Source organism: Corynebacterium sp. MSK195 (assembly GCF_030228885.1).
Taxonomy (GTDB): domain Bacteria; phylum Actinomycetota; class Actinomycetes; order Mycobacteriales; family Mycobacteriaceae; genus Corynebacterium.
The window spans coordinates 350259-363313 of the sequence record NZ_JASPGT010000001.1 but is presented as its reverse complement, the minus strand read 5'-3'; the positions used below and the strand labels follow the sequence as shown (position 1 = coordinate 363313).

At 57.5% G+C, this 13055-nt stretch carries 12 protein-coding genes; 9 read left to right on the top strand and 3 right to left on the bottom strand.

Annotation, left to right across the window (positions count from 1 at the left end):
• Positions 1 to 27 precede the first annotated feature (27 nt).
• Both QP909_RS01685 and QP909_RS01680 read right to left on the bottom strand, forming a co-directional pair.
• Entirely contained in the window at positions 28 to 1794 is a 1767-nt protein-coding gene (locus tag QP909_RS01685; RefSeq protein WP_284765908.1) for a DEAD/DEAH box helicase, read from the bottom strand.
• Entirely contained in the window at positions 1791 to 2042 is a 252-nt protein-coding gene (locus QP909_RS01680; RefSeq protein WP_005325062.1) for a DUF3039 domain-containing protein, read from the bottom strand. Before QP909_RS01680 ends, QP909_RS01685 begins: the two co-directional genes overlap by 4 nt.
• 137 nt (positions 2043 to 2179) lie before the next feature.
• Between QP909_RS01680 and QP909_RS01675 the strand changes: the two genes are divergently transcribed.
• The 9 genes from QP909_RS01675 to galE all read left to right on the top strand — a co-directional run bounded on the left by QP909_RS01675 (position 2180) and on the right by galE (position 11847).
• The gene (locus QP909_RS01675) at positions 2180 to 2554 is read left to right on the top strand and encodes a DUF3099 domain-containing protein (RefSeq protein ID WP_284765907.1); all 375 of its coding nucleotides are present in this window, start codon (positions 2180 to 2182) and stop codon (positions 2552 to 2554) included.
• Between the two features lie 15 nt (positions 2555 to 2569).
• A complete protein-coding gene (locus QP909_RS01670) occupies positions 2570 to 4141 on the top strand; it encodes a DUF7782 domain-containing protein (RefSeq protein WP_284765906.1) in 1572 nt (523 codons plus the stop codon).
• A 42-nt stretch (positions 4142 to 4183) separates the two neighbouring features.
• Positions 4184 to 4627, top strand: coding sequence for a D-aminoacyl-tRNA deacylase (dtd, locus tag QP909_RS01665; protein WP_239277560.1), 444 nt, complete (start codon positions 4184 to 4186; stop codon positions 4625 to 4627).
• A 358-nt stretch (positions 4628 to 4985) separates the two neighbouring features.
• Complete coding sequence (locus QP909_RS01660; RefSeq protein ID WP_225746854.1) at positions 4986 to 6401, top strand: SLC5/6 family protein; 1416 nt, start codon at positions 4986 to 4988, stop codon at positions 6399 to 6401.
• Positions 6402 to 6447: 46 nt separating this feature from the next.
• Complete coding sequence (locus QP909_RS01655; RefSeq protein WP_284765905.1) at positions 6448 to 7821, top strand: L-serine ammonia-lyase; 1374 nt, start codon at positions 6448 to 6450, stop codon at positions 7819 to 7821.
• Between the two features lie 145 nt (positions 7822 to 7966).
• A complete protein-coding gene (locus QP909_RS01650; protein ID WP_350309211.1) occupies positions 7967 to 8761 on the top strand; it encodes a helix-turn-helix transcriptional regulator in 795 nt (264 codons plus the stop codon).
• Positions 8762 to 8943: 182 nt separating this feature from the next.
• On the top strand, positions 8944 to 9957 hold the full coding sequence (locus tag QP909_RS01645) for a sigma-70 family RNA polymerase sigma factor (protein WP_225746851.1): 1014 nt from the start codon (positions 8944 to 8946) through the stop codon (positions 9955 to 9957).
• A 222-nt stretch (positions 9958 to 10179) separates the two neighbouring features.
• Positions 10180 to 10857, top strand: coding sequence for a metal-dependent transcriptional regulator (locus tag QP909_RS01640; protein ID WP_239277554.1), 678 nt, complete (start codon positions 10180 to 10182; stop codon positions 10855 to 10857).
• Between the two features lie 3 nt (positions 10858 to 10860).
• Positions 10861 to 11847 (top strand): UDP-glucose 4-epimerase GalE, encoded by a 987-nt coding sequence (galE, locus tag QP909_RS01635; RefSeq protein ID WP_284765904.1) that lies wholly within the window; start codon positions 10861 to 10863, stop codon positions 11845 to 11847.
• Positions 11848 to 11859: 12 nt separating this feature from the next.
• On the opposite strand, the gene QP909_RS01630 is transcribed toward galE, so the two are convergent.
• A complete protein-coding gene (locus QP909_RS01630; RefSeq protein ID WP_284765903.1) occupies positions 11860 to 12963 on the bottom strand; it encodes a DUF4192 domain-containing protein in 1104 nt (367 codons plus the stop codon).
• Between the last annotated feature and the right edge of the window lie 92 nt (positions 12964 to 13055).

Sequence of the window (13055 nt, the reverse complement as noted above, 5' to 3'; positions counted from 1 at the left end):
ACTACTCTCTAGCCACCGTGGGCTGTTCTACCACTTGCGCAGGTATTCGATGCGCTCGCGCAGCTGCTCGGCATTGCACAGCGCGGTGGGCGGGCCGCCACAGGCCTTGCGTACCTCAGTATGGATAGCACCGTGCGGGCGGCCCGAGCGCTGGGCAGCGATGGAGACTACCGTATTGAGCTCTTTGCGCAGCTGGCCTAGCTCATCGACGACTCCGGTGTCGCTGGAATCAGACTCCATAGACTTCTTCCGTGAGGCCGGCGCATAGTCCATGCCGTAGAGCTTGCGGCGGTGGGCTTCCTCCGCCTCAGCCGCACGTCGCGCTTTTTCCTCTGCTTCGCGGCGATCCATTTCCTCGGATTGCTTCTTGCGCAGCAAATCTTTTACCTGGTCCGCATCAAGTAGCCCGGGAATGCCAAGGAAGTCCGCTTCCTCATCGGTGGTCATATCCCCGGTATTGAACTGAGAACCGTTGTAGAGCAGTCCCGAAAACTCTGCTTCGGCACCAAGCGACTCATAAGACTTCTCCAGCATGTCTGGTTCGGTCTTTTTCTGATTCGCCTGCTCTAGCAGGTCGTCGTCCCAGCCTTCCTTGTCGGGCTTTTCTTCACCCAAGACGTGGTCGCGGGACTTTTCCATATTTTCCGCCAAGCCCAGCAGGACAGGAACCGATGGAAGGAAAACCGATGCCGTCTCGCCCGGCATGCGCGAGCGCACGAAGCGGCCGATGGCCTGGGCGAAAAAGAGAGGAGTCGACGCCGAGGTAGCATAAACGCCCACCGCAAGGCGCGGGACGTCGACGCCCTCGGACACCATGCGGACCGCCACCATCCACTCATCGGTTGACTCAGAAAATTCCTGAATGCGGTCCGAGGAGCCGGGATCATCAGACAAAATCACCGACACTGGCGTATTAGAAAGCTGTTTGAGGATCTTGGCATACGCGCGTGCGGTCGTCGTGTCCGAAGCCAGCACGAGGCCACCTGCATCCGGCATATTGCGCCGCATTTGCATCAGGCGGGTATGCGCCGCCTGCAGCACCGCAGGAATCCACTCGCCCTTGGGGTCCAAAGCGGTGCGCCACGCTCGGGCGGTTTGCTCCGCATTCATAATGTCGCCCAAACGAGCTGCATGTTCCTCACCGGCCGAATCGCGCCAGCGGGCTTCGCCAGAGTAAGAAAGAAAGACAACGGGGCGCACGACGCCGTCGGCAAGCGCATCGCCATAGCCATAGGTATGGTCCGAGCGGGATACCTTGTGCCCCTCCCCATCGTCCACGTACTGGACGAATGGAATGGGCGAGTCATCGGAGCGGAAAGGCGTACCGGTCAAAGCCAGGCGGTGATTGACATCGTCATAAGCTTCCTTGACGCCATCTCCCCAGCTCTTGGCGTCGCCTGCATGGTGAATCTCGTCAAGAATCACCAAAGTGCGCCGGGCAGAGGCCACAGCGCGGTGCTTAAAGGGGTGCATACCCACCTGCGCGTAAGTCACCACAATGCCGTCCATCGAGGGATTAACGGCGGAGGAATTGCTAAACGCCGGATCTAGAGCCAGACCTACGCGTGCGGCAGCGCTAGACCACTGGGTCTTGAGGTGTTCGGTAGGCACCACCACGATTACGCGCTCGACCGTACGGTCTTCCATGAGCTCGGTGGCAATGCGCAGGGCGAAGGTAGTCTTTCCGGCGCCTGGGGTCGCCACCGCCATGAAGTCTTGCGGCTTAGTAGCGAGGAATTTATCGAGGGCGGATTGCTGCCAGGCGCGAAGGTTAGTCTTCTTAAAAGTCCTCACTTGCGGCGCAGACCCTTATACACACGCTCACAATCGGGGCACACCGGAGAACCCGGCTTTGCCTGCTTGGTCACCGGGAATGTTTCGCCGCACAGCGCAACGACATACTTGCCGTTCACCGCGGAATCGAGGATGTGATCCTTTTTGACGTAGTGGAAGAACTTCGGCGTGTCATTATCCGTCGTCGAAGTGTCTTCACGAATATCTGGCCGTTCAATTGTCTTCGTAGTCGTAGTCACGCACTCCATTTTGCCGCATCGGCATCGAACTTTGCGAGTCAGGCGGCTACCCTTGGAGAACATGTACACGTCATGCACGCCAGCCACTGCGCCCCTCTCCCCTTATCGAGGGAACGCCGACGCGCACGAGGGGAGCCGAATCTAGGTTGTTTGGCAAAAAAGAGCGCTATCTCATCACAGATGCCAAGCTCACGCCTGGCCAGGACCGCAAGCGCCGCGAAATTCAGTACGGAATCTTCCAGTTTTTGCGCGTTCCTTCCCTGCTCATCGCCGGCTTTTTCCTCTATATGCATTGGTGGCTTCTAGCCGCCATCATTGTGGGCGTGACGTTTCCCCTCCCCTGGATAGCAGTGGTGATTGGCAACGGCCGAGGTGAAAAGAAGGATAAGCGCGAGAAAAACGTGTACAAGCCAGCCATGAACCGGCAGCTTTATAACCAAGCCCACGCCCCACAGGTATCCGGCGGCACCGCCCGACCTATTGAGGCACACCACGACATCATCGATCACGAAGAAAAGTAAAGGATTCCTGCTTTCATGACGACCGCTTTTGGCCCCGACTTTGATGCCACCGCGCTAACCAAGCTGGCCGAAGAGCTTTCCGATGTCTTTACCGCCGCCGGTTTTACTACCGATGGCATAGCCGGGCACCTAGGTCCGGAAGTTACCGAGGCCCTCTTCCGCGGCGAACCCGCACCAGTTGCGCTCGCTGCGCACAGCGAATCTCAATTGGATCTATTGATCCGCTTCTTCCTCCTGCATGAACACCTACCGGCGACGCTTTTAGGCGAGGCGGTAGGTGCGCGCCTGGCTACCCAGTTGCTGGATGCCAATGTTGCGCTTGCCGACGCCCATGGCAAGGCCTACATTGCCCTCGATATCCGCCCCCACATCATCGTTGGCGCCAACCGTCTCATCTTCTCCGACGTCGACGCCTCCTTGGTCGACCATGTACCTGGCCCAGACCACGTGCTTGGCGTTGGTGCGGCAAGCCTTTCGCTGCTGCAATCCACGCCAGTAAGCCCAGTGGGCAGCGTCTTAGATCTAGGCACTGGCTCGGGCGTCCAATTGCTGGGGCAGCTCGATTGCGCTGAAAAGATTACCGCTACCGACGTGCATGAGCGTGCATTGGAGTTGGCCGAGGCTACCATCGCCGCTACTGGCGAAAGCAAGAAAGTGGAATTGCTGCAAGGTTCGTGGTTCGACCCCGTAGCCGGCCGCCGCTTTGACCGCCTTGTAGCTAACCCACCTTTTGTTGTTGGCCTTCCTGAAGTTGGACACGTCTACCGCGACTCCGGGTTAAATCTGGACGGTGCTAGCGAGCTGGTTGTCTCTCGGGCCACCGATCACCTAACCCCTAGCGGAACGGCTCACCTTCTGGCCGCTTGGGTACACACCAGCGGCGAAACCTGGCAGCAACGCGTTGCCTCCTGGCTGCCGGACAAGGGAATTGCCGCCTGGATCATCCAGCGCGACGTAGCCAATCCCGCACTCTATGTGTCTACCTGGCTCGAGGACGAATCTCTGGATGTACGCTCCCCTGAAGGCCAAGAGCGCTCTCGCGCCTGGCTGGAACATTTCCAGCAGCATGAGGTCAATGGCATTGGCTTTGGCTTTGTCGCTATCCAACGCATCGGCGACGATGAACCTGCCGATATCTTGGCCGAAGAAATGCCCCAGGCCTTTAGCGACCCACTTGGCCCTGAAGTAGAAGAATACTTTGCCCGTGTGGCGTGGTTGCGCGACCTAGTACCCGGGGAACTACAGGGAAAGCATTTCCACGTACGCCCGGGGCTGGCACGCGAAGATATCAGCACCCCAGACGGGGAATTGGGCCAGGGCTTTACACGGGCCGCTCAACGTCTTACTCGCACCGACGGTCCGCGCTGGAGCCACGAAGTAGATGAACACATCGCTGCCATTGTCGCCGGACTCAACCCACAGGGCTTGAACCTGGAAGAAACCATCGGCTTGTATGCGGCGGCGCACGGATTCGACGAAGAAGAACTCACCGCAGCCGCTCTACCTGCCGTCATCGATATGGTCCGACATGGACTGCTTATCCCAGCCGACCTCCTCTTGGATACCGATTCGCCGGACCTCAGCTAGATCCACACTGTCCCCCACTCGTTATATAAGGAGAAGTAAACCATGCGCGCAGTTTTGACTCGGGTATCAGAGGCCACAGTAACCGTCGATGGAGAAACCGTAGGAGCCATCGATTGCCCCGAAACCGGTGGTCTTCTCGCTCTAGTTGGGGTCTCGCGCGAGGATATGGATGATTGGCAGCCCCGCGCCGAGAAAATGGCACGCAAGATTGCCGAACTGCGCATTCTTGATGGCGAAGTGTCAGTCATTGATGCCGGAGCGCCCGTGCTTGTGGTGAGCCAATTTACTTTGTACGGCCGCACTGCCAAGGGACGGCGCCCTTCGTGGGCGGATGCTGCCCCAGGACCCGAGGCCGAACCGGTCATCGAGGAGATTATTGCGAACCTTAGGGAACGCGGCGTGTCAGTAGAAACAGGCCAATTCGGGGCTAAAATGCGCGTTTCCTCTGTGAACGAAGGACCTTTCACCGTCTTGGTAGAGACCTAGCCCGCACCGTTCATTTCCGCCCCACGAGATCTGAAAATCGTGTTAAGCAGGCTCTTTTACAAACCTTTCCGTGACTCACACCACTTTTCCGGATTCCGTGTAGAGCAAGCCATAAAGCCCTGCGGAATGCAAATTCTCAGAGAGTGATAAATGCCCTACCTGAAGTGCAATAATTTATTATCACCCTGCAAGATTTTGTTCTATACTGAGGGCACAGCGAAGCAAAAGGGCTGGATATGCAGGATGAGAGACAGTTTCTCAAAGTCCTACAAACGCAAAATTGAGTGAGAAAGATTTTCTCAATCATGGTTGCAGAAGCCCAAACGCTTCGGCCGACCAACTAGATGTAGGAAAGAAAATGTCCCACTCAATCAAGCGGCGCAACAAAGCCCAGCACCCAGAAAACCAGGCTGAGATGCCTGAGGACCTCAAGACCTCCAAGGCAGCTCCCTCCTCCAAAGAATCCGCACCAGCCCCTGGCATTGACACTCCGTTTGATGGCCAGAAGGGTGCACCGAAGTGGAATAAGGAAGACACCGTATGGATGCTCTCCCTGTTCGGCACCGCAATCGGCGCCGGCGTCCTCTTCCTCCCCATCAACGCCGGTATCGGCGGCATCATCCCGCTGCTCATCATGACGGTCGTAGCACTGCCCATGACCTACTGGGCTCACCGCGGGATGACCCGCTTGGTACTTTCTAGCTCCAAGCCAGACGGTGACCTCACGGACGTCGTCGAGGAACACTTTGGCAAGAAGGCCGGCGTTCTGATGAACATCCTGTACTTCCTGTCGGTCTACCCCATCCTGCTGGTTTACTCGGTAACCATCACCAACACGGTCAACTCCTTCTTGGAGCACCAGCTCGGAATCACCCCGCCGGACCGCTGGCTTACCTCCCTACTGCTGGTGGGCGGCCTCATCCTAATCGTCCGCATGGGCAAGGACGTCGTAGTTCACGTCATGTCCTACTTGGTCTACCCATTCATCGGCATCCTGGTTCTACTTTCCCTTTACCTCATCCCGAAGTGGAATACCGCGCTCTTTGATTCCTTCGACCTCAACGTTGCTCGCGAGGCTTCTGGCCACAGCATGGGCGTTACCCTGATGCTGCTGGTTCCGGTTATGGTCTTCTCCTTCAACCACTCCCCGATGATTTCCTCCTTCGCCGTTGACCGCCGCCAGACCTACGGCAAGTTCGCCGAGGCCAAGTCCCGCAAGACCTTGCTCCGCGCAGAAATCCTCATGGTCGTCGTGGTCATGTTCTTCGTCTTCTCCTGCGCTCTGAGCCTCTCCCCGGCTGACATGGCAGACGCTAAGGCACAAAACATCACCATCCTGTCCTACCTGGCCAACCACTTCGATAACCCACTTATCCAGTGGATTGCCCCAATCATCGCCATGATTGCAGTTGCTAAGTCCTTCCTCGGCCACTACCTCGGCGCAGCCGAAGGCTTCGAGGGTCTCGTCATCAAGGGCAGCAAGAACGCAAGCAAGGACGACGCAGAGTCCGCCCACAAGCTCGATACCATCACCCTCATCTTCATGCTGGTCACCGCTTGGCTCGTCGCCTGGGCTGACCCATCCATCCTGGGCATGATTGAAACCCTGTGTGGCCCGACGATTGCCATCATGCTCTTCATCATCCCAATGGTCGCCATCCACAAGGTTCCGGCACTGAAGCGCTACAAGGGCAAGGCTTCCAACTACTTCGTCTTCTTCATGGGCCTCGTCGCCCTAGCAACCATCATCTACTCCATCGTCCAGGCCTTCTAAGCACCGCCGCAGACGAGAAAATCGCAGAGGATTCAAGGAAAGAACAATGTTCATCAGCATCTTCGATATGTTCAAGATTGGCATCGGCCCCTCAAGCTCACACACCCTTGGCCCAATGAAAGCCGGCAAAGCTTTCGTGGACGAACTCAAGGAAAAAGACCTCTTTGACAAGGTCACTCGAGTTCAGGCAAATGTCTACGGCTCCCTCTCCCTCACGGGCATCGGCCACTCCACCGACAAGGCCATCCTCCTCGGCCTCGCTGGTGAAGAGCCAGAGACGGTTGATATCGACGGCATCTCCGAGTTCATGAAGAACGTCCGCAGCAGCGAGAAGCTCATGCTGGGCGGCTCCCACGAGGTAGAATTCCCCAAGGACGGCGGCTTCTACTTCCACGATGAGTACCTCCCGATGCACGAGAACGGCATGTGTCTTATCGCCTTCGCCGGCGAGGAAGACATCCTGCACAAGACCTACTACTCAGTCGGCGGCGGTTTCATCGTCAAGCAGGAAGACTTTGCCAAGCGCACCGACGCCAATGTTGATATCCCCTTCCCATACGCCAGCGCCGCAGAGATGCTCGAGCTGTGCGAGAAGAACAACATGACCCTTCCGGAGCTTGGACTTGCCAACGAGCTGGCACTGCGCTCCGAAGATGAGGTCAACGAGCACCTACGCAAGGTTCGCGATGTCATGTACACCGGCATCAAACGCGGCTCCGCTACCGATGGCCCACTCCCAGGCTCCCTGCTTGTCCCCCGCCGCGCCGCTGCCCTCAGGCGCCGCCTGGAGCAGTCTGAACCGCACGATGGCCTGAACATCCTCAGCTGGGTCAATATGTTCGCACTGGCTATCTCTGAAGAGAATGCATCCTGCGGCCGCGTTGTCACCGCACCTACGAACGGCGCCTGCGGCGTTGTCCCGGCAGTACTGGCTTACTACGACAAGTTCGTTGAGCCCGTTACCACCGAGATGTTTGCTGATTACATTTTCGCCTGCAACCAGATTGCTTCCCTGTACAAGATGAACGCTTCCATCTCTGGCGCTGAGGTCGGCTGCCAGGGTGAGGTTGGTGTAGCGTGCTCCATGGCTGCTGGCGGTCTCGCCCAGCTCATGGGCGCTACCCCAGAGCAGGTTTGCATTGCAGCCGAGATTGGCATGGAGCACAAGCTGGGCCTGACCTGTGACCCAGTCCTTGGACAGGTTCAGGTACCCTGCATTGAGCGCAACGCTGTCGCTGCCGTTGACTCCATCACCAGCGCTCGCATGGCGCTGGAGCGCGAGAGCAAGCCATGCGTTTCTTTGGACGAAGTCATCTGGACCATGTATAAGACTGGTAAGGATATGAACGCCAAGTACAGGGAAACCTCACAAGGTGGCCTGGCCCTAGCAGTTCACCCGCCAGTTCCGGTGTGTGGATAGAGACCACCCTGTAAAGAAGCGATGAGCCGGGTGAGCACAGCGCTAAGCCGCTTGTGTTCACCCGGCTTTGTTGGCGCTACCCCCCCCTTCCGCCTATTCGCTTCCGTGTGATATCTTCTCTATAACCTGACAGGAATTAAAGGACATGCTTCAGCTAATGAACTTCCCTAGCGGCAATGCCTCCGAAGAAAACTTCCTCGAGCAGTACATTCCCCTCGTCGAATTCCTCGGTAAGGCAATGGGCCCAAACACCGAAATCGTACTCCACGATCTCGACGTTCCCGATAAATCCATCATGGCCATCGCCAACGGCCACATCTCCGGCCGGCAGCTAGGCGGCCCCGTGACCGACTTCGCACTGTGGTTTATGAAACAAGGCGATGCCGCAGCAATCCCCATGATGACCGGCTACCGCGCCGTCAATGCGGAAGGCAAGATTTGCCGCTCTTCAAGCTACTTCATCCGCGATGACTCCGGCCATATGCGAGGAATGCTGTGCATCAATGTTGATGTCTCCGAGTTGGTACACATTCGCGATGCTGCCGCCGCACTTATCGGCAACGCAGATGATCCCGCATTTGATAAGTCCAAGGCTTTCGGCGGCTATCCCGGCACGGAGGAGCAACCTCAACGCCCCGTAGCGGTACCAGACCCGGTTACAGAAAAAACCGAGGAGACTGCGCAAAAGCCAGAAAACGAAGAAGTAAGCGAGTCTCTGCGTTCTAACGTGGAGCACCTTCTGGATTCCATGCTGGACTCTGCGATTTCCAACCAGAGCACGCCAGTTCCTCGCATGCAGCGCGAAGAGCGCCTCGAGGTGGTTTCTGACCTTGAGGATGCAGGATTTTTCCTCCTTAAAGGAGGAATCGCCGCGGCAGCGACGCGCCTAGGCGTATCTGAACCGACTATCTACCGCTACCTCGTCCAGGTGCGTGGATAGTAGTTCCACATTCCAAGCTATTCGCAGCTCGTAACCGTTCCCCGTGGTACCTCTCCCCCGAAAAGGTGGAGTTGTACCACGGGGAACAACTGTTTTTAATATTTCTCTCCGCACCGGGAACTAAATCGCTTAAGACTCCGTTGTACTTTGTGAAACCGGCGACAAATTCAGGAGGCTTCACTATGACGAAGACATCTGCCACCACCGCCAAGGGCACTTCAAGTGCCACTACTGATGAAGAACAGGAAGTAGACCGCGGATCTCGCCGCAACCAAACCAACGATAATCCTTCTGCCGACCTCGTCCGCGTTTATCTCAACGGCATTGGCAAGACCGCACTGCTCAGCGCGGAAGATGAGGTAGAACTCGCTCAGACCATCGAGGTTGGACTGTACGCGGAGTACAAGCTCAATAACGCAGAGAAGCTCACCCGCGCAGAAAAGCGCGACCTTAAGATCCTCGCCCGCGAAGGCAAGAAGGCACGCTCCCACCTGCTCGAAGCCAACCTGCGCCTCGTTGTCTCGCTGGCAAAGCGCTACACCGGCCGCGGTATGCCACTGCTGGATCTCATCCAAGAGGGCAACCTAGGCCTTATCCGCGCAATGGAGAAGTTCGATTATGCCAAGGGCTTCAAGTTCTCCACTTATGCCACTTGGTGGATCCGTCAGGCGATTACCCGCGGCATGGCTGACCAGTCCCGCACCATTCGCCTCCCAGTCCACTTGGTTGAGCAGGTTAACAAGCTTTCCCGCATTAAGCGCGAGATGTATCAATCCTTGGGCCGCGAAGCTACTAACGAGGAGCTTTCGGAAGAATCCGGTATTGACGAGAACAAGATTGAAATGCTGCTGCGCCAGTCACGCGATCCGGTCTCTCTCGATATGCCGGTAGGTACCGATGAAGAAGCTCCTTTGGGCGATTTCATTGAAGATGCAGAAGCTACCGATGCTGAAACCGCGGTCGTCGCATCTATGCGCCACTCTGATATCCGCGGCGTGATTGACACCTTGGAAAAGCGCGAGCAGGATGTCATCCGCCTGCGTTATGGCCTCGATGATGGTGTTCCGCGCACCTTGGATCAGATTGGTCGCCGCTTCGGTCTTTCGCGCGAGCGTGTACGCCAGATTGAGCGCGAAGTTATGGCAAAGCTGCGCGATGGCAATCGCGCCGATCGCCTGCGCGAGTACGCTTTGTAATCCACGCCTACCGCATTCGGCAACACATCCTCTCCCCGGGCCCATTTGGCAACGTACCGCCATGGGCTCGGGGTTTGGCGTTGATAAGGCATCGGCTTGGTTCTTAGCGGCGAGCCAAGCCTTGGGTAGGCTAATCTGGACTGCAGAGTCTAGAAAGCGCTTTCCCGTTCTTGGGCGGGACAATAGCCGCGTAACCGTATTCACACAGAAAGGTATGCCCACGTGAGGGACCTAGTTGATACAACAGAGATGTATCTGCGGACCATCTACGAGCTAGAGGAAGAAGGCATCACTCCCCTGCGCGCCCGCATTGCGGAGCGTTTGGAGCAGTCTGGGCCAACGGTTTCTCAGACCGTGGCTCGCATGGAGCGCGATGGCCTTTTGCACGTGCGCACCGACCGCAGTTTGGATCTCACGGACAAGGGCCGCGACTTAGCAACCGCAGTCATGCGCAAGCACCGTTTGGCAGAGCGTTTGCTTACCGACGTCCTGGGGCTCGACATTGCCAAGGTCCACGACGAGGCCTGCCGGTGGGAGCATGTGATGAGCGAAGAGGTGGAAAAGCGCATGGTCGCTGTTCTCGATGATCCGACGCGGTCGCCCTTTGGCAATCCTATTCCGGCGCTATCTGCACTTGGCTTCGATGTTCCACAGCCGGATCAGGGCACCCGCGCGGTCGATCTCCCCAATGGCGAGCAGGTCTCTGCGACCGTCATCCAGGTCAATGAAATCCTGCAGGTTGATGATGGCACCTTCCAAGAACTCACCGATGCTGGAATCCGAGTGGGCGCCAAGGTGTCTGTGGTCAATAACAGCGGCACGATTACACTGTCGACACCGGAAGGCAGAAGCGTCGTGCTTTCCGACGATTTGGCGCACGCAGTGCGCGTGGAGGTATAACCCATGAAGCTTCTCGTCACAGGTGGCGCGGGCTATGTAGGCAGCGTTTGCGCTGCTGTATTGGTCGAACAGGGCCATGACGTAACCATTATTGATAATTTCTCCACCGGCAATCGCGAGGCCGTTCCGGAAGCCGCCCGCGTCATCGAGGGCGACGTCGCGGACAAGGCTGCCGATGTCCTGAGCGAAGGTGGCTTCGAAGGCGTCATTCACTTCGCTGCGCGCTCCTTGGTGGGCGAATCCGTGGAAAAACCAGATGAGTACTGGCAGCACAACGTCGTTACTACCCTGACGCTGCTTAATGCCATGCGGGATAACGACGTCAAAAACCTCGTCTTTTCCTCCACCGCTGCAACCTACGGTGAGCCCGACCAGGTCCCGATTACGGAAGACATGCCAACCCAGCCCACCAATCCGTATGGTGCGACCAAGCTGGCCATCGACTACATGATCACGTCCTTTGCCCACGCCTACGGCCTAGGCGCTACCTCGCTGCGCTATTTCAATGTGGCTGGCGCCTACGGAAATATTGGCGAAAACCGCGAGGTAGAAACCCACCTCATCCCCATCGTGTTGCAGGTTGCTTTGGGCCACCGGGATAAGATTTTCATGTTCGGTGATGACTGGGATACCGCAGACGGCACCCCAGTGCGTGACTACATCCATATCCGCGATCTAGCTGACGCCCACGTGCTTGCTCTCGAGTCCAATGAACCTGGCACCCACCGCATTTACAACTTGGGTTCTGGCGATGGTTACTCCGTCAAGCAGGTCATCGAGATGTGTCGCAAGGTCACCGGCCACGATATTCCGGCTGAGGTGGCCCCGCGCCGCGCGGGCGACCCAGCTACGCTCATCGCTTCCTCTGAGAAGATTCAGCGGGAGCTCGGGTGGAATCCTACCCGCACGGACCTGGAAACCATCGTCACCGACGCATGGAACTTCACCCGACAGCTTGGCGATAAAGCACATTCCGCAAAGCGGTCCTAGACGCCGCGCGCGTTAGGCGGGGCTGTCAACGCGAAGCCCCGCCGCTTCGCGGGCTAGCTCGCAACCATGGCATAGGCTGGAGACCAACCGCTTTCCCATGCCGCTGCGATAGCCCTGCGCTATGAGGCGCCCCAGATTGTGATGGGGCGCCTCTTCTACTACTACGGAAAGCGCCGGACCGGCATAAATTCCGAATTCGTGAGACACCTGGCTAGCAGCATACAAAGCTAGGGCGTTATAGCGAATAGACCCCTGGAATGTACGCGCTACCGCCAATAACAGGTCTCCTGCTTCCTGCGGCGCGGAGACGAGCTCCGTAATGACTAGGTCGCGGGTCCAGGTGGTAGACATCCACATGGCTGCCACGCACAACAATTCTTCATTTTCTAGGGTTTCCTCCAGCGATTCGACCTCGCTGAGCACATAGCGCACATCGGCAATGAGGTGCTTGACCACCTGCACTGGTTCTGTCGTGCCGTACCCGTGCCCGGCGCGCAATTGGCGGGCAATCTCTTCGGCGCATCGCTCCATGGCCCTAATCTCTTCTTCCCCAAAGTATGGGTTCGGGTCCTTAAAGCGCTGGACCAAGTCATGACGGTTCAGTTCCGGAAGCATGCCATTATTCACGCAGGCGCGCATCGTGTGGCTCGTCGAGATGGCGGGTATGGTTCCTTCCATCCAATTCTGGAGCGGGCCCTCGCCGCTTTCTGTGGCGTGGCCAAAGATGAGGTCATAGGAGGTACCGGTGGATAGTTCTTCGGCCAGCCAGCAGGCATCGATGCCCATACCTGTTCGGTCGTGGAAATGGTAAAGAGACTGCAGAATATCCCAGAGCTCTCCTTCCTCGCGCTGAGAGAGGACGAAGCAGAAAATGATTTCGGGATTTCCGCAATGAAACGCCTCCATCACCTCGTGCAGGGCACCAGGCACATCGTACAGATCGAGGCGGGCCACTGGCCCAATGCTGTATCCGCGTGGGCTGGGCTGGATGGAGATGAGGATCACTGATTCAGTGGGAAAGAATCCGAGGATTCCTGGGATATTGGCGAGGATATCGCCGGGCGTACGGATGGGCTGAGTTGGTGTTGTGATGTCCATGGCCCCAGCTTCAACCATGCGCGCAACTCTGCATAGGCCACCAGGGGCTAGGTGGTGGGGATCTGTGGATAGGTGGGGTGAAGGGGGCGTCGGCAAGCGGCTTTCCACAC

Coding starts and splice junctions, on each gene's coding strand:
- QP909_RS01660 (WP_225746854.1), top strand. CDS start 4,986: ATGTCCCACTCAATCAAGCGGCGCAACAAAGCCCAGCACCCAGAAAAC.
- QP909_RS01670 (WP_284765906.1), top strand. CDS start 2,570: ATGACGACCGCTTTTGGCCCCGACTTTGATGCCACCGCGCTAACCAAG.
- QP909_RS01630 (WP_284765903.1), bottom strand. CDS start 12,963: ATGGTTGAAGCTGGGGCCATGGACATCACAACACCAACTCAGCCCATC.
- galE (WP_284765904.1), top strand. CDS start 10,861: ATGAAGCTTCTCGTCACAGGTGGCGCGGGCTATGTAGGCAGCGTTTGC.
- QP909_RS01655 (WP_284765905.1), top strand. CDS start 6,448: ATGTTCATCAGCATCTTCGATATGTTCAAGATTGGCATCGGCCCCTCA.
- dtd (WP_239277560.1), top strand. CDS start 4,184: ATGCGCGCAGTTTTGACTCGGGTATCAGAGGCCACAGTAACCGTCGAT.
- QP909_RS01680 (WP_005325062.1), bottom strand. CDS start 2,042: ATGGAGTGCGTGACTACGACTACGAAGACAATTGAACGGCCAGATATT.
- QP909_RS01645 (WP_225746851.1), top strand. CDS start 8,944: ATGACGAAGACATCTGCCACCACCGCCAAGGGCACTTCAAGTGCCACT.
- QP909_RS01650 (WP_350309211.1), top strand. CDS start 7,967: ATGCTTCAGCTAATGAACTTCCCTAGCGGCAATGCCTCCGAAGAAAAC.